General features: G+C 44.3%; 16 protein-coding genes, 1 tRNA gene and 1 pseudogene. 9 read left to right on the forward strand and 9 right to left on the reverse strand.

The features are described 5' to 3' along the window. Positions 1-477: 477 nt before the first annotated feature. The 3 genes from RM347_RS25770 to RM347_RS25780 form a co-directional block, all read right to left on the reverse strand. Positions 478-1104 carry a cytochrome c oxidase subunit 3 gene (locus tag RM347_RS25770; protein WP_322719519.1) on the reverse strand — a complete coding sequence of 209 codons (627 nt, stop codon included), beginning with the start codon at positions 1102-1104 and terminating at the stop codon, positions 478-480. 172 nt (positions 1105-1276) lie between these two features. Continuing rightward, the gene (gene ctaD / locus RM347_RS25775) at positions 1277-3022 is read right to left on the reverse strand and encodes a cytochrome c oxidase subunit I (RefSeq protein ID WP_322719520.1); all 1746 of its coding nucleotides are present in this window, start codon (positions 3020-3022) and stop codon (positions 1277-1279) included. 61 nt (positions 3023-3083) lie between these two features. Continuing rightward, entirely contained in the window at positions 3084-4172 is a 1089-nt protein-coding gene (locus tag RM347_RS25780) for a cytochrome c oxidase subunit II (RefSeq protein WP_322719521.1), read from the reverse strand. A 603-nt stretch (positions 4173-4775) separates the two neighbouring features. Here RM347_RS25780 and RM347_RS25785 point away from each other — a divergent pair. Then, complete coding sequence (locus RM347_RS25785) at positions 4776-5717, forward strand: COX15/CtaA family protein (RefSeq protein WP_322719522.1); 942 nt, start codon at positions 4776-4778, stop codon at positions 5715-5717. Positions 5718-5946: 229 nt separating this feature from the next. After that, positions 5947-6900: a heme o synthase gene (locus tag RM347_RS25790; protein ID WP_322719523.1), complete on the forward strand. Its 954-nt coding sequence runs from the start codon at positions 5947-5949 to the stop codon at positions 6898-6900. Between the two features lie 195 nt (positions 6901-7095). Here the strand turns inward: RM347_RS25790 and RM347_RS25795 are convergent, their stop codons facing one another. The 4 genes and pseudogenes from RM347_RS25795 to RM347_RS25810 all read right to left on the reverse strand — a co-directional run. Continuing rightward, complete coding sequence (locus RM347_RS25795) at positions 7096-7338, reverse strand: type II toxin-antitoxin system HicA family toxin (protein WP_322719524.1); 243 nt, start codon at positions 7336-7338, stop codon at positions 7096-7098. Then, positions 7335-7544, reverse strand: a complete 210-nt coding sequence (locus RM347_RS25800; RefSeq protein ID WP_322719525.1) for a type II toxin-antitoxin system HicB family antitoxin — start codon at positions 7542-7544, stop codon at positions 7335-7337. Before RM347_RS25800 ends, RM347_RS25795 begins: the two co-directional genes overlap by 4 nt. Before the next feature lie 27 nt (positions 7545-7571). Then, positions 7572-7826, reverse strand: coding sequence for a GUN4 domain-containing protein (locus RM347_RS25805; protein ID WP_322719526.1), 255 nt, complete (start codon positions 7824-7826; stop codon positions 7572-7574). After that, positions 7810-7953: pseudogene (locus RM347_RS25810) on the reverse strand (4-Cys prefix domain-containing protein); the annotation flags it as partial. The gene RM347_RS25805 and the pseudogene RM347_RS25810, both read right to left, overlap by 17 nt. Positions 7954-8143: 190 nt before the next feature. Between RM347_RS25810 and RM347_RS25815 the strand changes: the two are divergent. The 3 genes from RM347_RS25815 (at position 8144) to dhaL (ending at position 11296) form a co-directional block, all read left to right on the forward strand. Continuing rightward, positions 8144-9019 carry an MBL fold metallo-hydrolase gene (locus RM347_RS25815; RefSeq protein WP_322719527.1) on the forward strand — a complete coding sequence of 292 codons (876 nt, stop codon included), beginning with the start codon at positions 8144-8146 and terminating at the stop codon, positions 9017-9019. A 504-nt stretch (positions 9020-9523) separates the two neighbouring features. Continuing rightward, a complete protein-coding gene (gene dhaK, locus RM347_RS25820; RefSeq protein ID WP_322719528.1) occupies positions 9524-10600 on the forward strand; it encodes a dihydroxyacetone kinase subunit DhaK in 1077 nt (358 codons plus the stop codon). Between the two features lie 54 nt (positions 10601-10654). Next, positions 10655-11296, forward strand: a complete 642-nt coding sequence (gene dhaL / locus RM347_RS25825; RefSeq protein WP_322719529.1) for a dihydroxyacetone kinase subunit DhaL — start codon at positions 10655-10657, stop codon at positions 11294-11296. 79 nt (positions 11297-11375) lie between these two features. Here dhaL and RM347_RS25830 read toward each other — a convergent pair whose 3' ends face one another. After that, the gene (locus RM347_RS25830; protein WP_322719530.1) at positions 11376-13679 is read right to left on the reverse strand and encodes an IMS domain-containing protein; all 2304 of its coding nucleotides are present in this window, start codon (positions 13677-13679) and stop codon (positions 11376-11378) included. 767 nt (positions 13680-14446) lie between these two features. Between RM347_RS25830 and pdhA the strand changes: the two genes are divergently transcribed. From pdhA to fba, 4 genes are all read left to right on the forward strand, one after another. Continuing rightward, entirely contained in the window at positions 14447-15481 is a 1035-nt protein-coding gene (gene pdhA / locus RM347_RS25835) for a pyruvate dehydrogenase (acetyl-transferring) E1 component subunit alpha (protein WP_322719531.1), read from the forward strand. A gap of 167 nt (positions 15482-15648) precedes the next feature. Further along, positions 15649-16518 carry an aldose epimerase gene (locus RM347_RS25840; protein ID WP_322719532.1) on the forward strand — a complete coding sequence of 290 codons (870 nt, stop codon included), beginning with the start codon at positions 15649-15651 and terminating at the stop codon, positions 16516-16518. A 61-nt stretch (positions 16519-16579) separates the two neighbouring features. Next, positions 16580-16651 (forward strand) — tRNA-Lys (locus RM347_RS25845). A gap of 453 nt (positions 16652-17104) precedes the next feature. After that, complete coding sequence (fba, locus tag RM347_RS25850) at positions 17105-18184, forward strand: class II fructose-bisphosphate aldolase (RefSeq protein WP_094346179.1); 1080 nt, start codon at positions 17105-17107, stop codon at positions 18182-18184. Between the two features lie 230 nt (positions 18185-18414). Here the strand turns inward: fba and RM347_RS25855 are convergent, their stop codons facing one another. Then, positions 18415-19227: a carbon-nitrogen hydrolase family protein gene (locus RM347_RS25855; protein ID WP_322719533.1), complete on the reverse strand. Its 813-nt coding sequence runs from the start codon at positions 19225-19227 to the stop codon at positions 18415-18417. Between the last annotated feature and the right edge of the window lie 127 nt (positions 19228-19354).

Below are 19354 nucleotides of genomic sequence, written 5' to 3' on the forward strand. Positions count from 1 at the left end.
AAAAAGAGCAGGTAAGTTATTGAGATAAATATCGAGTGATGGTTTTTGAGACAAATAAGTGTTATTTTTCAATCACTCACATATCAAATTACAGTATATTAACTAGTTATTCAATAGTTTCTACAAAAATCCAACTTTTCCGACCTTTCCCACCTTTTACTCCCACCTGTCTCACTTGCAATAACTCAATTGCATTTAGCAAAACTCATACTGGGAAAAGACTACGCCGTTTTGATATATTTTATATAACTCTTATAGTTAAAAGATAAAACTATTTTATAGGAAATAAAAAACGGTATAGATAACTTCCCAAATATTTAATCTTCTAGAAGCAGTCCTAATTTAGATTTTGCTGCCAGCCAATAGATAAAATAATGTGACATCAGGGCAGTTGCAACGGCAGCATTGGATTAAAAAAGCCCCCAATAGGGGGCCAATTAAGTTGTTCGCGTGGAGTGAACAACTAATAATTAATACTCACAGTAAATACAGTAATCCGAACAAAATAATCCAAATCACGTCAACGAAGTGCCAGTAGATTTCGGCTGCTTCAATGCCAAAGTGCTTTTCGTTACTGTAGTGACCCGGAAGGCGCGATCGCCATAACACGGCAACAATCGCCAAAACGCCGATGGTAACGTGCAATCCGTGGAAACCAGTCAAAACGTAAAATGCACTGGCAAATAAATTGGTAGTTAAACCAAATTCTAAATGGGTATATTCATATACTTGACCCACCAAGAAAATAGCACCCATCGCAGCAGTAATTGCTAACCAAGTTTGTGCACCCCGCGTATCGTTCTTTTTGATCGCAGTGTCAGCATTGTGCATGACAAAACTACTAGAAATTAGATTGACGGTGTTCACTCCGGGTAACAATAGTTCTAACTCTGGGGTACCTGCTGGCGGCCATGCAGGTAAGGTAGCACGGAAAGCCAAGTAGGCTCCGAACAACCCCATAAAAATCATCCCTTCAGCAATCAGGAAGACAATTAGCCCAAATAGGCGATGGTCTGGATGTTCTTCGTGATGGCCGACGGATGCTTCCGCCGCGTGGTGATGATTTAGTTCGGTTTTAGCTGGGTCAATAGTTTGACTTTGCATGAATTTTTAATGCCTAGAGGACAAAGAGGGAGCAGGGGGAGCAGGGGAGGCTGGGGAGGCAGGGGAGGCAGGGGAGCAGGGAGCAGGGGGAAAATTCCTCTCCTCTGCACCCTTTCCCCTACCCTTCTGCATCTTCTGACCAATGCCCTATATCCCATGCCCTATGCGCTGTTTATTTGCGGTCTTCGGGATTGGCAGCAACCACAGGGTCGGGTTCTGCTCTTAACACTGAGTTTGGGCCGGCAGATAAGACTGGATTGGGATCAGACAAAGGTACACCTTCTTTAGCCTTTTCCAAACCGTAGTCGTAGGGGCCCGTAGCCAGTACTGGGGTTTGATCAAAATTCTCGATCGCTGGTGGTGAGGTTGTCATCCACTCTAAGGTAAGTGCCCTCCAGGGATTGTTACCAGCTTTTTCGCCGTACAACCAACTCCAAATCGCATTGATGATGAAGGGGAATGTCGAAACTGCTAATATGTAAGCGCCATAAGTGCAGATTTCGTTGAGAAAGGTAAATTTCGGGTCATACTGGGCGATACGGCGGTTCATGCCCATTAATCCCAGCTTGTGCATTGGTAAGAAGGTCATATTTAGACCCACTATTGTTAAGGCAAAGTGAACCTTACCCCAAAATTCGTTCACCATCCGTCCCGTCATTTTCGGGAACCAGTGGTAAATCGCCGCATAAATGCCGAGAACGCTACCACCAAACAGGACGTAGTGCAAGTGTGCAACCACAAAATAGGTGTCGTGAACGTGAATATCAAAGGGCACTGCTGCCAACATCACGCCACTGATCCCACCAATCACAAAGGTGCCGACAAAGCCTATAGCGAACAGCATGGCGCTGTTAAGCCGGATTTTTCCACCCCACATGGTTGCTAACCAACTGAATATTTTAATTCCCGTAGGTACGGCAATGATCATGGTGGTGATCATAAAGAACATCCGCAACCAACCAGGGATACCGCTGGTAAACATGTGGTGTGCCCAAACAATTAGCCCCAGAAAGCTAATAGCAAGAGACGAATAAGCGATCGCTTTATAGCCAAAAATCGGCTTGCGGGAATGCACCGGGATAATTTCTGAAATTGCCCCAAAAAAGGGCAAAATCATGATGTAAACCGCTGGGTGGGAGTAAAACCAGAACATGTGCTGGTATACAACTGGGTCGCCACCGCCAGTTGGGTTAAAAAATGTTGTCCCAGCAATTAAGTCAAAGGCAAGCAGAATCAGACCTGCTGCTAACACTGGCGTAGATACCAAAGTCAGTGCCGAGGTAGCAAACATCGCCCAGCAGAACAAGGGCATTTGGTGAACCCCCATACCGGGGATACGCATCTTGAGCAATGTGACAAGGAAATTGATTGCCCCTAAAATCGATGACGTACCTAGTAGGAGGACGCTCATAATCCAAATTCCCTCACCTACTTGACCTGTTACCAAGCTCAAGGGAGGGTACGAAGTCCAACCCGCATCCGGTGCATCGCCTACTACTAAACTGGCGATCAATAATAAACCCGCAGGGGGAATCATCCAAAAGGCAACAGCATTCAAGCGCGGAAATGCCATATCCTTTGCCCCAATCATCAAGGGGATAAGGAAGTTAGCAAAACCCGCACCAGCTGGCACAATCCACAAGAAAATCATGATTGTGGCGTGCAGCGTAAATAAGCTGTTGTAGACTTCAGGGGTGACAAAATCGACTTCTGGGGTTCGCAGTTCTGTACGAACCAAGTCAGCCATCACCCCACCAATGCAGTAGAAAATGAACGTAGTGACTAGGTATTGAATCCCAATCACCTTATGGTCGGTGTTGAAGCCAAAGTAGTCTTGCCATTTTCTAATCCCTGGTTCCTCTATAAGGGCGGGGATATTGGCAGTTTCCTGCAACTGAGCTTGTGTCGTCATAGTCATTAGTCATTAGTCATTAGTCATTAGTCATTAGTCATTGGATTTTGACTAAATAACATATTGACTAATGGTGAACTTGATGGAGGATTTCTGGCTGAATCCCCAAGTCCTTGGTGTAAGGAGCGAGAAATTCATTTGGGGATAGATCCGCAGGGTTAACAGCAACGGCTTGATTTAGAGTTTCCTTGCTGGCAACTAGCTGCTCTTTCTCCCATTTGTCAAAGGCTTCTTCTGTCTCAACTACTACTGATGCTCTCATCGCACCATGATATGGGCCGCAAAGTTCAGCGCAGATCAGGGCATAATCGCCTGCTTTTTTGGGTGTAAAGCGAATCTCGCTTTGTCTACCAGGGATCGCATCTTGTTTCAGGCGGAACTCTGGCACCCAGAAGGCGTGGATAACATCATTGGCTGTCATATTGATTTGCACTTCTCGCCCGATGGGGACGTGCATTTCACCTGTAGTTATACCAGTTTCAGGATAGGTGAAAATCCAAGCATATTGTAGACCTGTGACGTTGACTCGCAATTCTGGTGGTTTGCCTGCTTTATCACGACTGCCCCCAATTGTCGGAGCAACAGTACCTACACCTGGGGCATTCCGCAGTTGGGGAATTTGGTCAGCATTGCGGACTTCTGCCGTAGCTGGGTCTTGCATTGCCTCATCAGATTTTTCTTGATTGAGGTTGGGTTCAGTGCTGGGAGGAGTATCGCTTAAAGTCGCGGCTATCGCACTCCCATGCCCTGGCATTTTCATCGACTCCTGATTTATCGGCGCTTCATGGATAGCATGGGGATCAAAGCCACCGATTTCGTTGTACACATCAAAGCTGTAAACAGAAATGCCGATAACGATAATTGCTGGGATCGCCGTCCAGAGAATTTCTAGAGGTACATTGCCCTCAACTGGTGGGCCGTCTTCATTGTCACCTGCGCGTCGACGGTATTTAAATGCAGAGTAAATTAAAACACCTTCTACGAGCAGGAATATACCTGTAGAAACGATCATCATCGCGTTGAACAGACCATCAACCAATACGGCTTCATCCGTGGCTGCTGCTGGCAACAGACCGTGATTTTGACCGTACCAAAGGCTGACTAGCGTTAGCACGACGCCAATCAGTAATGTCCAGATTGAACTTGGAATCTTCACGGCTTACTTAATTGAATTTACTACGTTATCTTAAAGCTGCTCACTTACTAAGGTAGTCTAGGCTGGAAGGCATAGAGTCCAAAGGTCTAAAATTTTTATTAATTTTTTTAAATATTTTACTAATTTTGAGTACAAGGTGACTATCAGGAGGCAGGGGGCAGGAGGCAGGGGGCAGGAGGCAGGGGGCAGGAGGCAGGGGGCAGGAGGCAGGGGGCAGGAGGCAGGGGGCAGAAGGTAGGGGGCAGAAGGTAGGAGTAACCCAAATGCATTTAAAAGTATGGGATTGAAGCACTGGGTTTTATACCCAAAACTAAAGTTTTCATTCATAATTATTTCCTCCTGCCTCCTGCCTCCTGCCTTCTCCTAAAATCAGTGAAAAAATTTAAGGAAGAATTTAGGATGCTTAAATTAATTGTCATTAATCAATTTTTCACATCTTGAAAAATACCTAAAGCTTCAGGCAAAACCTTTCTGAAGTGATTCAAAGTATAAGTGAGTGCTAATCTATAAACCCTTAGCCTATACGCTAGGGTGAAGATAGGACGCTAAAAGAAAATTGAAAATTTTAACAGATCCACCAAGAGCGGGCAGAAGGTATCGTTAATGAGCGAATTTGTCCTACAACAACAAAATGAAGCGGCAGTTGAGCAGCACAAGCCCAAGGAAATGATTCGTCGCTTGGTGTGGAAAATATGCATAGCCACCTTAATTTTGATGGCAATAGGCAGCGCCACCCGCGTGATGAATGCTGGACTTGCTTGCCCAGACTGGCCCTTATGCTATGGCGAACTGGTGCCAGCCAAGCAAATGAATCTCCAGGTGTTCCTAGAGTGGTTTCACAGATTGGATGCAGCTTTAATTGGTGTAAGCGCGATCGCACTCTTCGGTTTGTCCTGGTGGCATCGTCGTTTCTTACCCAGATGGCTGCCTTGGGCATCCACATTCGCCCTGTTTTTAATCGTCTTCCAAGGCATCTTGGGGGGACTCACCGTCACCGAACTGTTGCGGTTTGATATCGTTACCGCTCATTTAGGAACGGCGCTGTTGTTTTTTACCACCCTCCTGATTATCGGCACGGCACTCACACCCTATCACGGGACTGGAACCGTTGGTCAGTTGCCTTGGGTAGGTTTAACTGCCGCTGTTCTGGTTTACCTGCAAAGTCTGCTAGGTGCTTTGGTAGGGTCTCGCTGGGCGCTACACCAATGCCTCGGCGGTTCTCAACTTTGTACTGTAATGTACAGCCATATTGCTGGTTTGGTGCCGCCAACAGTGACAACCTTGGCAATGGTATTTATCTGTTGGCGTACACCAGCACTACATCCAGCCTTACGGCGACTGGCAAATATAGCTGGTGGGTTGTTGACCTTACAAATCTTGTTGGGATTTGCCACTTTCAAATTACATCTCCAAGTCGAGCCTCTCACCGTCTCTCACCAAGCTATAGGAGCTGCTTTGCTGGGTACTTTGGTGGCTTTCACAGTTCTCGCATTGCGTGACTGGGCTACTAGCCGTGAGATCACAGTGTTGAGCAATGAGTGCTGAATATGAAGTGAGGGAACAGGGAGAGTAGCGGAAGGAAAATCCCTAACTCTTGTACAGACGCGATTAATCGCGTCTCTCCTAACTCCTAACTCAGCACTAAATTATGGCCGCAACGGCGAGTATTGCGACCCACGCAGGTGCAGAAAATCTGTGTTTTCGTTTGCCTGAAAGAGCCAGCTTGAGCGGGGGCTGCATATAAGTTGTTGAAAAATAAGGAACCAGAGCCAAAATGATTGAGACTAATGTCTCTCGCCACCACGAAACATTTTTACAAGTAGTTCAAAGTTACTACCAGCTAACAAAGCCTCGGATTATTCCGTTGCTTTTGATTACCACGGCTGGGAGTATGTGGATTGCTGCTAAGGGAGAAGTAGACCCATTGCTGTTGCTAGTAACTCTGACTGGTGGCACAATGGCTGCTGCAAGCGCCCAGACGATTAACTGTGTCTATGACCGGGATATAGATTACGACATGGAGCGGACGCGCCATCGTCCAATACCTTCGGGTAAAGTGCAGCCACGCGATGCTCTAATTTTTGCGATCGCACTGGCGACGATTTCCTTTACACTCTTGGCAGTTTTTGCCAACCTGTTAGCCGCACTGCTAGCCTTCTCTGGTATCGTCTTTTATATTTTGGTCTATACCCACTGGCTAAAACGCCATACCACCCAGAATATCGTTGTTGGTGGGGCTGCTGGGGCAATTCCGGCATTAGTGGGTTGGGCTGCCGTCACAGGCACTTTAAGCTGGTCTGCATGGTTAATTTTTGCCATCGTCTTTTTGTGGACACCACCCCATTTCTGGGCTTTAGCTCTGATGATCCGGGACGATTACGCAAAAGTTGGGATACCAATGCTACCTGTGATTGAAGGTGATACGGCAACAGTGAAGCAGATTTGGTACTATACGCTGGTAACAGTATTTGCAACCGTGTTATTGGTTTATCCCTTGGGCGCGAGTGGAATTCTTTATGCTGCGATCGCCGTAAGTCTGGGAGGATTATTTATCCACAAATCTTGGCGGTTGTTGCAAAATCCAGAGGATCGCGCTGTAGCTAAAGAGTTGTTTCTCTATTCCATCTCCTACATGATGCTGTTGTGTCTGGGGATGGTAGTTGATAGTCTTCCCGTTACCCATAATCTAATTAGTGCGGTGAGTAATCATCTGCATTTTATTGGTTAGGGGATGAAAAAGTTAGCGATCGCGTTTGGTAAAGGGGCGCGATCGCATTTTCAGAAATTATAAAATATACATAATAATTAGGGTTTGGCGGATTTGCGATATCTACGATGGGCTACGCCTACGCGAGTAAAGTTTCAATCATAAGTGTATTTATTAAACATTAATTACACTTACCTATTTATCCATTTTTAATAGCTATGGAAAAAGCAACGCAAGTAATTCGTCACGAGTGAAACCAGCATGAGCAGCAACATCTCTCAGTATGGCGTTAAGTGTGCCAATTTTAATCGGGTCATGGGCGGGAACTGTGATATGATGCTCACCATTCTGTTGAGTAGTTAACCGAATGTGGCTACCTTTTTGATGACTAATCTCATATCCCAGACGAGCTAAAACGTTAACTAATTCTGAACCAGATAAGTCTCGTGGGAGCTTCAAGAAGCTATTACCTCATCACGGACTATGTGTAACCGAATAATTTTAGGACGGTTTTGTTCATTAGGAAAATGGCAATGAACCGCATCACGGATCATTTCGCGTAATGTTTCTATATCGTCAGCTTGAGTAAAAATTGACTCGGTTAAAGCTCTAGCTGTATAACCACCATCTGGATCATCTTCAACGATAAATACAATTTCAGTCATAGCCAATTTTTCCTTAACTACTAAATTTTACAATTTACAAGCCCTAATACAAGAGAAAAAATCCTCCCAAGCGCCTGAATAACCAAATATCAACTTTCTTCCCTCTCCACCCCAAAAAGTAGGAAATGCTCCTTCTGGTGCATCAATACTAAAAGTAAGTTCAGAATATTCTTTCCAGTTATTATTGACACGCCAACTTAAGCGATCGCCTACTTTAATCCAATCACGGTCTAATTTTAACCAAATTTGGCTTTGGACACTAAATGCTAAATCCACCCTCACCCAAAAGTCGTATTACCCGGAAACGGTTTCTGAGTAATGGTGTGAGTGTTTGTCCACACTTAATGCAAAACTTATTGTCATCAGGGTTAAAGGGATTTGAACAACTGGAATTAGAACAGTAGAGCATATTTGGGAATATATCAGCAGATAATGTCTATGTTCAGTTTTTCCATTTTCTGCTTAGTGGGTTTCACGAGTCTTTATATTTTTGAGCAGATTTACTTCTGATAGCGTCTACAGTCTCAAGTTACTTTTGCTAGCGTAGTGATATAAGGTTTATCGCTCCCCACTAAGCAGTTGGAAGCAAAAGGATTAATATGGCTCATTTAAATCAGCGTCGCTCCCAAAATGTCAACGGCGATTTTTATGTAGATACTACCTGTATTGATTGTGATACCTGTCGCTGGATGACTCCTGAAGTGTTTTCTCGTATTGATGAACAGTCGGCGGTTTATCATCAACCAACGAATGAAGTGGAAAGATTAGCAGCCCTCGAAGCACTTTTAGCTTGTCCTACTAGTTCTATCGGCACAGTTGAAAAACCAAAAGATATCAAAGATGCTCAACAAAAATTTCCCATATTAGTAACGGAAAATGTTTACCACTGCGGCTATCATTCTGAAAAATCTTATGGTGCTGCTAGCTATTTAATTCAGCTTCCAGAAGGTAACATTTTGGTGGATTCTCCCCGTTTTACGCCGCCTTTAGTCAAGCGTTTAGAAGAACTGGGGCCGATTCATTATATGTACCTAACTCATAAGGATGATGTCGCCGATCATCAAAAGTTTGCCGAGCATTTTCAGTGCGATCGCATCCTTCATACTGATGATATTACTGCGGATACTCGCAATGTAGAAATACAGCTAACTGGTTCTGAACCATTTACTTTGACTCCAGATTTATTAATTATCCCAGTTCCCGGTCACACGAAAGGACAAACCGCCCTACTTTATAAAAATAAGTTTCTGTTCACTGGCGACCATCTCGCTTGGTCAGAAAGCTTGCACCAACTGACTGCATTCTATGGTGTCTGCTGGTATTCTTGGTCAGAACAGACTAAATCAATGCGTAACTTGGCTAATTATTCTTTTGAGTGGGTGCTACCAGGTCATGGACGAAGGTTTCATGCTGATAAGGAAACCATGCGCCAGCAGATGCACAAGTGTATTGAGTGGATGGAATCTTTGAATTGACCAAATAATTTATAATTATTCGGTTATATGGCAAAACTTAAGAAAAACCTAACCCCCTAACCCCTTTCCCGATGCCGGAAGGAGGGAAATTTAAAGTCTCTCTCCTTTAAGGCTACGGTGTACACACAAGTGCTTTCGTTCAGAACACGAGTGCTTTCGTTCAGAACACAAGGGCTTTCGTTCAGAACATAAGGGTTTTCGTTCAGAACACAAGGGCTTTCGTTCAGAACACAAGGGCTTTCGTTCAGAACATAAGGGTTTTCGTTCAGAACACAAGTACTTTCGTTCAGAACACAAGTCTTTTTTGAGTTTTTGAGGGTATGAAACAGCTTTGCTTTTCAAGAGGGGTTGTGGGGATTAAAAGTCTGTGGAGCCACTCTAAAAGACTTGTGTCTATAGGATAGCCTTTTAGGAGAGAGACTTAGAGAGAGATCAAACTTTATTGCATACAAACCAGAAGCACTATAACCTGAGTTTTAGCACCCTTTTAACCAAATACGGATTATGAAAAAGCTGATCAATAAGCCGGAAGACTTTGTGCGGGAAAGTCTAGAAGGTATGGCGGCGGCTCATTCCGATTTAATTAAACTGAACTATGATCCTACTTTTGTCTATCGAGCCAATGCACCTATTCCGGGTAAAGTAGCAATTATTTCTGGTGGTGGCAGTGGACATGAACCAATGCACGCTGGCTTCGTGGGCAGAGGAATGCTTGATGCAGCTTGTCCTGGTGAGGTTTTCACTTCACCTACTCCAGACCAAATGCTAGAAGCAGCCAAGCAAGTAGATGGAGGCTCTGGTATCCTTTATATCGTCAAGAATTACAGTGGCGATGTGATGAACTTTGAAATGGCAACAGAGTTAGCCCGTAGTGAGGGCATTCGATCGCTAAATATTTTGATTGATGACGATGTAGCAGTGAAGGATAGTCTCTATACCCAAGGACGGCGGGGTGTGGGAACAACAATACTGGCGGAAAAAATTTGTGGCGCTGCGGCTGAAGCAGGGTATGATTTGCCACAAATAGCAAATTTATGTCGTCGGGTAAATCTAAATGGGCGGAGTATGGGAATTGCTCTAACATCTTGTACAGTGCCAGCTAATGGAACGCCGACATTTGAATTGGGCGATCGCGAAATCGAATTAGGTATCGGTATCCACGGTGAGCCAGGAATAGAACGTACAGCTATTAAATCAGTAGATGAGATTACCGAAATTTTAACGCGATCGCTCATTGAAGATGCAGCATACAGCCGCACACTGCGCGAGTGGGATGAAGACAAAGGAGAATGGGTAGATGTAGAACTAACAAATCTCCCATTTGCAAAAGGCGATCGCTTATTAGCTTTTGTCAATAGTATGGGTGGAACTCCGGTTTCTGAACTGTATATTGTTTACCGCAAACTCGCCCAAATCTGCGAACAGCAAGGATTACAAATTGTGCGAAACTTGATAGGCCCTTACATCACATCTCTAGAAATGCAAGGTTGCTCTATTACCCTGCTGAAATTAGATGATGAGATGATTCGGCTATGGGATGCACCAGTAAAAACACCAAGTTGGCGCTGGGGAATTTCATAATTACGTTAGCGTAGCGTTAGCGAGTATTCGAGCTTCATTACGAATTATGTTTATATGGTAAGCCACGCGCAGATATTACAATGGTTGCAAGCTTATGCAACCGAGATAGAGCAGAATAAAGCATATTTGACAGAATTAGATGCTGCGATCGGAGATGCTGACCACGGTATAAATATGGAACGTGGCTTTAAAAAGGTAAGTATTCAGTTACCAACTCTTACAGACAAGGACATCAGCAACATTCTCAAAGCCGTCAGTATGACCTTGATTTCTTCTATTGGCGGTGCTAGTGGTCCTCTTTATGGCACTTGGTTTTTGCGAGCAAGTACAGCAGTAGCTAGTAAGCAAGAATTAACAGAACAAGATGTTTTAGGCTTACTCCAAGCGGGCTTAGACGGCGTGCTGCAACGTGGCAAAGCGCAACTAGGAGACAAAACAATGGTAGATGTGCTATCTCCGGCTGTAGCCGCTTTTGGGCAAGCTGTAGGAGAAAGCAAGGGTACGGTGGAAGCTATGCAACAGGCTGTAGCAGCAGCCGAAAGGGGGTTGCAGGAAACTATACCAATGCAGGCGAAAAAGGGACGGGCTAGCTACCTGGGAGAACGGAGTATCGGACATCAAGATCCAGGAGGGACTTCTGCTTATTTGATGTTGAAGAGTTTGTTAGGGGTGTTAGAAAGTTCTGGCAAATTTTGAGTTAAAATTTCTAGCGGTTCCCGCATAGGTAAGGTACAAAAAGGAATAATTAACCAGATTATCATCTAAAAATTCCAATTTATCTGATTATCTGATTCACAACAGATGTACTCTGAATACGCCATTTACCTCGTTCTCGAATCAAATCATATCGAACTCGCAAATTATCGTTAGAAGACTTTTGAAACTGACCATTTTCATATAACTGCGTTGCTTCCTTAACCGTAGCTTCCACTGCGGCGCGATCTGCAAATAAATCAATTTTCTCTACAGATTCTATCTTCAGACTATGGTTGTACTTCCGGTAGAGGTTGTCTGACCTATACTGTTGAGCAATCACCCGCCATTGAGACAAAGCTGAACCAGTTAAAATCTGATCTAAATTATTAATCTCATGATTCGGACCTAAAGCTTCAGCTTTGGTAGATAACCAAGTCTGAATGATCTCTTCTGCCGTTGCATCTGTTAAAGGACCATCTAGTCCTTGTGGTTTACTTGGATCGGGAATAGATATTGGTGGTTGATTTATTTGTATAAACAACTCTGAAACAGGCATACGTGGTGTAGGAAAAAACAGATTTTTTAACCATCCAAAAGTTGTTGTGGCTAATACCCAGAAAACTAATAGACTCACCAAAGAAATAAACACTCTCCACACCAGCCGTGTTTTTCCTTCTATGGTGTTAGCAAAGGTTCGCCGCCGCCGGGGACGACGAGAATGAGGACGATTATCTGGTACACGCCCTCGGCTAGCAGATGGAGTAGGTTTTCTCCGCCTACGCTTTTGGTTATGACTGGGTGCAGCAGTCTTAGCTGACCCATTCAAATGCTGATTAGTACCTCTGCTCATCCGTTCAGCAGCAGGAACCTCTGATTTTACACTCCCAGATGAATTCCATATTGGTGATGAGAAGTTTGCATATTCGAATGTTTCTTTTGTTGGTGTTTCTGGCAAATCTAGGTCAGGTGTTCTGCTGTGATTAAATTGCCCTGAATTCCTAGTTGAATTGTTGGGGAAAGGGGAATTATTTGTCTGGGGTTGGGGAAAATACTGAGGATTAATTACAGCCCATTCATTAGTTGTTTCTGCATCTGTTGGTAGTGCTTCTAAATAAGCTTGTACCTGTTGGTTAGCAAAGTAATCTTTCAGGAAAGCTTGCTGGTTTGCTAAATCTCGAAAATGTGGAAATACTTCGTGTTGCAACCACTGCTCTGCATATAGACACAGCCCAGGTAACAAGTCTGGAGAGTCTTGAGATTTTTCCCGAATAAAAGCTAAAGCTTCGTACTCCTGACTAAGTTCTAAAACACGAGTTGCTTCTTCAGTTTGTCCCAAGAGTAACGCACATAGCGACTGTTCTAAATGTACATCTTGGCGCTTGCCCAAACGTATGAGCATTTGCCTTGCTTGACGAATTAAAGCAGGTTGCCGTTGAGCAAATCCCCGCGCTATTAAGGCATAAACAGCTAAGTAAGTGGCAACAGCAGAAGGACGTTTGCTTTGGGCTTCAAATAACTTGTGCTGCTCTGCAACTGTTAAGTGGTTGCGTAACTGCTGGATAAATCGCAGAAAGTCATCTATGTTTAAACCAGAGTCATCATTGTTCGTGCCATCAATCCCGCCACGATCTTCTAAGAGGTTTTGCAATAATTCCAAACCTTGGCTTCGTTCGGCAGTCTTTTCTTGAGGTAATGCCAACAACTCCAAAATTCGATATGGTCGCAATTTGTAAAGATCAGCCTGAATTTCTGCCTGGACACTGGAGAACAACCCTTCGCGTACTAGCAGTTCTTGACCAGTTTCTAGGGATATGGCGGCATTTTCATAGTGACCTTGCTGCCACTGTTCGCGACCTAATTCTAGACAAGCAAGGGCAACAGTGAGAACAACATCTGGATGTTCAGCACTTTCGTGTATTTCTTCGTCTGCTAAATTATTGCCTTTTCTTGCACTTGTAGCACCATTTTTATTTACCAGGTAGGGACGACCTAGTTTCAATACAAGTTCGTATTCCCCCAACTCTTGCAAAATTAATAAAGCGCCAACTAATTCGTCTTGGGTAATTTCGATACCCAGACTCTGGGTCTCACTACCCCTTTTGGTGCTTTCTGGACGATTTTCCAGTGCTACTGCGGCAGCAGCAAGGTTATCAGGGTCATAGGCGTGGGCAAGATAAAGCTGATCGTAGGTACTGCGTTGTTTTGGATCTGATAAAACCACGTAAGCTTCTTCTATGAGTTGTTTACGAGAAGAAATTGCTGCCTGAGAATACTCACGTCGTGGCAATTGTACAATGCGATCGCTGTATGCCTGTCGCAATTGTTCTTCACTTGCCGCTAACGGTAGTCCTAAAATTCGGTAGTAATCTAGCGGAATTCGCACAGCCTACTTCCCCTGCACCGTGATCAACATAATTCACCTAGAGCGTTCCAGGCTTGCAAAACCGTGCCATAAAAATGCCGTGTAGAATTTACTCTACAAGTGTATATTGCAACAACTTGTTTTGTACCTTCCCGAAATTTTGAGTCACATTCTAGTACTAATTTTTTGCTTTCGCCTAGAAAGCCTCAATTTTTTGTCTTAATTCTTAGTATTTTTGTTTAACACGACTATTATCAGCCTTCGATACCACAAACCACAACTACCGTTTTTAATCACGGCATAATTGTTGTGGTTGTAAGAATCTATTGATGATTGATTTTTTCGGGACTTTCCCACTAGGAGGTCACTAAAAATACTACTATTGGGGGTTTAACCCTGATAACAGGAGAAGAAAATCATATCATAATTTACCTTTAATTACAATTACCTATTTGGGTATATAGACTTTTGCCTCCTTTTTTTTAAATTGTTAATGGATATGCAGAAAGCAGCTTATCTTGATTGCTAGTCTATGAAGGGGAATCGTGAGAGATAAAACCCAAAACGCCAGATATTGTCGTTAGAGTCAAATCCTCACGGGGTATGGGCTGAAAAGTTAAAAATCAAAAATCAAAAATTCAGCTATTCCCTAAGACCCTTTTTTGGTGCATAAATAAAGTTTGATTGTTGAGTCTTGCAAACGCTAGCCTGTTAAAAGCTGAGGTGTTATCAGACCAACTTATTTAAGACCGTAACTTTAAGTTGTACAACAGGGATACTCAAAAATAATGGTTCAAGAGCGTACTTTACCCACTTTTAATCCTGCTACTACGCACATTACTAAGGAAGAAGGGTTACGGTTATATGAGGACATGGTGTTAGGGCGCTTGTTTGAAGACAAGTGCGCTGAAATGTACTACAGGGGCAAAATGTTTGGTTTTGTCCATTTGTACAACGGTCAAGAAGCCGTTTGCAGTGGTGTTGTGCAGTCAATGCGACCGGGTGAAGATTACGTTTGTAGTACTTACCGCGACCACGTTCATGCTCTGAGTGCGGGAGTACCAGCAAAAGAGGTAATGGCAGAATTATTTGGCAAAGCCACAGGTTGTAGCAAAGGGCGCGGTGGTTCCATGCACATGTTTTCTGCGGAACATCGTTTGCTGGGTGGCTATGCTTTTGTGGCTGAGGGAATTCCTGTGGCAGCTGGAGCGGCTTTTCAAAGCAAATACCGCCGCGAAGTGCTAGGAGATAAAAATGCTGACCAAGTGACAGCTTGCTTTTTTGGTGACGGTGCAGCTAACAACGGTCAGTTTTTCGAGACGCTAAATATGGCAGCCCTATGGAAACTGCCAATTCTTTTTGTAGTCGAAAATAATAAGTGGGCCATTGGGATGTCTCACGAACGAGCCACTTCCCAGCCAGAGATTTATAAAAAAGCCAGTGTATTTAACATGGTGGGCGTGGAAGTAGATGGCATGGATGTACTAGCAGTCCGAGCCGTGGCCCAAGAAGCTGTAGCCCGTGCCCGTGCAGGTGAAGGACCAACATTAATTGAGGCACTTACCTACCGCTTCCGGGGTCATTCCTTGGCTGACCCTGATGAAATGCGAAGCAAAGCTGAGAAAGAATTTTGGTTCGCCCGTGACCCAATTAAGAAGTTGGCAGCTTATTTGGTGGAGCAAAACCTAGCCGATGAGCAAGAACTCAAAGCCATTGACCGTAAAATTCAGGATGTAATCGACGAAGCGGTTAAGTTCGCCGAAAGTAGCCCCGAACCAGACCCCAGCGAGTTATATCGTTTTGTGTTTGCAGAAGACGAATAAATTTTGGGAACTGGGGACACAGGAAGAAGCAAAGGAGCAGGGAGCAAGGGAGAAGAGTTTTCCCCTCTGCCTCTTGTGCCCAATCCCCATTGCCCCTTATCCCCAGAGGGGGCCCCGAGTTCCCCAATCCCTAATCCCCAATCCCCAATCCTTTCAGGACTAGACTTGTGTTTACCATTGCAGTTCAACAGCAACAATACAAAACTTACATCCTTTCAGATGAAACCGCTGGTTCTCAACTGGAAGTTGTCCCAGAACGTGGTGGTATCATCACTCGTTGGCGTATACAGGGGCAAGAAATTTTCTATTTAGATACTGAACGCTTTGCTAATCCTGATTTGAGCGTCAGAGGTGGGAATCCTATTTTGTTTCCTATCTGTGGCAATATACCGGATAATAGTTATACTCACAATGGGCAGCAGTATACTCTCAAACAACACGGCTTTGCCCGCGATCTCCCGTGGGAAGTAACTGACCAAGTAACTGAAGATAAAGCTAGCCTTACCCTCGTCCTCAACAGCAACGAGCAAACACGGGCTGTTTATCCTTTTGACTTTCAAGTGCTGTTCACTTACGAACTCCAAGGTAATAGCTTAGAAATTCGGCAGCAGTATAAAAATCTTTCATCCACATCACTGCCATTTTCCACAGGCTTCCATCCTTATTTTCTGACGGATGATAAAGCTGGGCTAGAGTTTGAAATTCCTTCCCAACAGTATCAAGACCAGAGAACCAAGGAGGTTCATCCCTTCAATGGTAATTTTGACTTTAGCCGCGATGAAATTGACGTTGCCTTTAAACAGCTAACCAGTCAATCAGCCGTAGTCATAGACAACAGCCGCAAGTTAAAACTGACTCTGGATTACGGGAATGAATATCCGATTTTGGTATTTTGGACGCTCAAAGGCAAAGAATTCTACTGTCTAGAACCGTGGAGCGGTCCCCGTAACTCCCTAAACACTGGTGAAAACCTGACTGTGTTAGAACCAGGAAGCAGCTACACGGCATCTGTGCAGTTAACGGCAGATTTTTTCTAAACCTATTTACAAATCTACAGATGTCTATGCTATGATGGCAAAGTTGCGAAATGCAAAGAAAGGGTCGCTAACTCAACGGTAGAGTACTCGGCTTTTAACCGATTAGTTCCGGGTTCGAATCCCGGGCGACCCATATAAAGGTTTATTGAATGGTAATCAAAGAGCGATCGCCTATTGATTAAGATTGAAATCGCTCCTCTTTTTAAGAATTCTGTAGACTAAGCATAATCTCATCGCAAATGCAATAGTTACAGGAAAACACCTCACAGCATTTGGTAGAATTTGTTGCCTTTAGCTTGAAGCGATCGCTTTGAAATGACCATTTTGGATAGTGGGCTACCAGAGCTACTAACTCTAGGGTAACTAAATGTACAGCAATACAGAGCAAGTATGGGGCATAGTACAGCAGTAGAGAGCAAGTATAGAACATATTTATAATAACTATGGCTATGGCGTAAACTTTTTCAACATAGACACACGACACTAGTTATAATTTCCTATAAGTTGAAAAAACTCTTAAGATTTAGCGTAATAATTACGCTTCTCTCAGACCGACTAGCTGACAACCACATTAGGAGGACTATCTATGGCGCTTGTACCACTGCGGCTGCTGTTGGATCACGCAGCTGAAAACGGTTACGGCATCCCAGCTTTCAACGTTAACAATTTGGAGCAGATTCAGGCGATCCTGAAGGCTGCTGTCGAGACAGATAGCCCCGTAATTTTGCAAGCCTCTCGTGGCGCTCGTGCTTATGCAGGAGAAAACTTTCTCCGTCACCTGATTTTGGCAGCGGTAGAAACCTATCCTCACATTCCCATTGTCATGCACCAAGATCATGGGAATGCGCCTGCTACTTGCTACTCAGCAATTAAGAACAACTTCACCAGCGTGATGATGGATGGTTCTTTGGAAGCTGATGCGAAAACTCCCGCTAGCTTCGAGTACAACGTCAATGTTACCCGCGAAGTTGTAAATGTAGCTCATGCTCTGGGTGTCAGCGTTGAAGGTGAACTCGGTTGTTTGGGTTCTCTAGAAACTGGTGCTGGTGAAGCTGAAGATGGTCACGGGTTTGAAGGTACACTCGACCACTCTCAACTGTTAACTGACCCCGATGAAGCTGTTGACTTCGTAGAAGCAACCCAAGTAGATGCTTTGGCTGTTGCCATTGGCACAAGCCACGGTGCTTACAAGTTTACCCGTAAGCCGACTGGCGAAATTTTGGCCATCAGCCGCATTGAAGAAATTCACCGCCGTCTGCCTAACACCCACTTGGTAATGCACGGTTCTTCTTCTGTACCTGAAGATTTGCTTGCACTGATTAACCAGTATGGTGGTGCAATTCCTGAAACCTACGGTGTACCTGTAGAAGAAATCCAAAAAGGTATTAAGAGTGGTGTACGTAAAGTAAACATCGACACCGACAACCGTTTGGCTATTACTGCTGCTGTCCGTGAAGCTTTGGCTAAAAAACCAGAGGAGTTTGACCCCCGTCACTTCCTCAAGCCTTCTATTACATACATGCAGAAGGTATGTGCTGAACGCTATCAGCAATTTGGCACAGCTGGCAACGCAAGCAAGATTAAGCAAATTTCTTTGGAAGATTTTGCTGCTAAGTATGCTAAAGGTGAACTTAACGTTGTTACCAAAGCAGCTGCTAAAGTTTAATTTTGGCAACAAATGAATCGGGGCACAGTGCTGCTTTGCTCCTAAAAAACTGAAGATTTTAATGTTGTCAGAAACCGGGTGTTTACCCGGTTTTTTGTTTTATTCATAAGGGCTGGGAATGGGGCATTGAAAAGAGGCATCGGGGCGGAGTGCTGCTCTTGCTGAGGAGAAAACTCTTCTCCCTTGCTCCCTGCTCCCTGCTCCCTTGCTTCTTCCTCAGTCCCCAATCCCTAGAACACCCGATGTTGTAAAGAAGGCATTTGACGGCGGACTTGTTCGAGCCTAGTGGGCTTGATTTCTGCGATCGCAATTCCCGGTTTTTCCCCAGCATCGGCTAAAATTACGCCCCAAGGGTCGATAATGACCGCGTGCCCGTGGGTTAGACGGCGGGCGTAGTTATTGCCTGTTTGGGCAGGAGCAATGACGTAGGCGGTATTTTCGATGGCTCTGGCTTGTAGTAGTACTTGCCAGTGGTCTTTGCCAGTAAAGGCGGTAAAGGCAGCGGGAATAAAGATAACATCAGCTCCCTTATCTGCCAGATGTCTGTACAGTTCAGGGAAGCGGACATCATAACAAATAGAAAGTCCTAGATTACCGAGTTTTTCTGAGAAATGGACAGGGGGTAGTTGCGTACCAGCCACAACCGTGCTGGATTCACGATAGGTGTTGCCGTCGGGAACATTAACATCAAATAGGTGTACTTTGTAGTAGCGGGCAAGTTCTTGACCGCTGGGGTCGATAAGTAGAGTGGTGTTATAAACTTTGCCTGTATTGTCTACGGGAACTGGAAAGCTGCCGCCCAAGATCGTAATTTGAAAGCGTTGAGCCATTTTTTTCAGAAATTTTTCACTTTCAAGAGCGATCGCATCACCTTGCGCGAGCTTGTCTTTTTCTTCTCCCATATAGGAAAAGTTTTCTGGCAAACCTACCAATTCAGCACCTTGACGCACGGCAAGCTCTATTAATTCTTCTGCCTGTGCCAAATTTTTCTGTAGATCGGGCACACTGGTCAATTGAATAGCGGCGGCTAAATAAGGCTTCATAGATTCAACAACGAACAGTTCATTTATGGAAAAGAGATTATCAAAATATATCGCTACTTCAACATCTGTGGAACTTAATTAGAAATGCGTCAGCGTTGCTTTTCTTTAACAGACTTGTTTTATTACT

The sequence above is a fragment of the Nostoc sp. ChiQUE02 genome (assembly GCF_034531305.2).
Lineage (GTDB): Bacteria > Cyanobacteriota > Cyanobacteriia > Cyanobacteriales > Nostocaceae > Nostoc.

What these genes read in the sequence shown, in the direction of transcription:
- RM347_RS25790 (WP_322719523.1), top strand. Translation starts at nt 5,947, where the DNA reads ATGATTGAGACTAATGTCTCTCGCCACCACGAAACATTTTTACAAGTA.
- dhaK (WP_322719528.1), top strand. Translation starts at nt 9,524, where the DNA reads ATGAAAAAGCTGATCAATAAGCCGGAAGACTTTGTGCGGGAAAGTCTA.
- dhaL (WP_322719529.1), top strand. Translation starts at nt 10,655, where the DNA reads ATGGTAAGCCACGCGCAGATATTACAATGGTTGCAAGCTTATGCAACC.
- RM347_RS25815 (WP_322719527.1), top strand. Translation starts at nt 8,144, where the DNA reads ATGGCTCATTTAAATCAGCGTCGCTCCCAAAATGTCAACGGCGATTTT.
- RM347_RS25800 (WP_322719525.1), bottom strand. Translation starts at nt 7,544, where the DNA reads ATGACTGAAATTGTATTTATCGTTGAAGATGATCCAGATGGTGGTTAT.
- ctaD (WP_322719520.1), bottom strand. Translation starts at nt 3,022, where the DNA reads ATGACTATGACGACACAAGCTCAGTTGCAGGAAACTGCCAATATCCCC.
- fba (WP_094346179.1), top strand. Translation starts at nt 17,105, where the DNA reads ATGGCGCTTGTACCACTGCGGCTGCTGTTGGATCACGCAGCTGAAAAC.
- RM347_RS25855 (WP_322719533.1), bottom strand. Translation starts at nt 19,227, where the DNA reads ATGAAGCCTTATTTAGCCGCCGCTATTCAATTGACCAGTGTGCCCGAT.
- RM347_RS25785 (WP_322719522.1), top strand. Translation starts at nt 4,776, where the DNA reads ATGAGCGAATTTGTCCTACAACAACAAAATGAAGCGGCAGTTGAGCAG.
- RM347_RS25770 (WP_322719519.1), bottom strand. Translation starts at nt 1,104, where the DNA reads ATGCAAAGTCAAACTATTGACCCAGCTAAAACCGAACTAAATCATCAC.
- pdhA (WP_322719531.1), top strand. Translation starts at nt 14,447, where the DNA reads ATGGTTCAAGAGCGTACTTTACCCACTTTTAATCCTGCTACTACGCAC.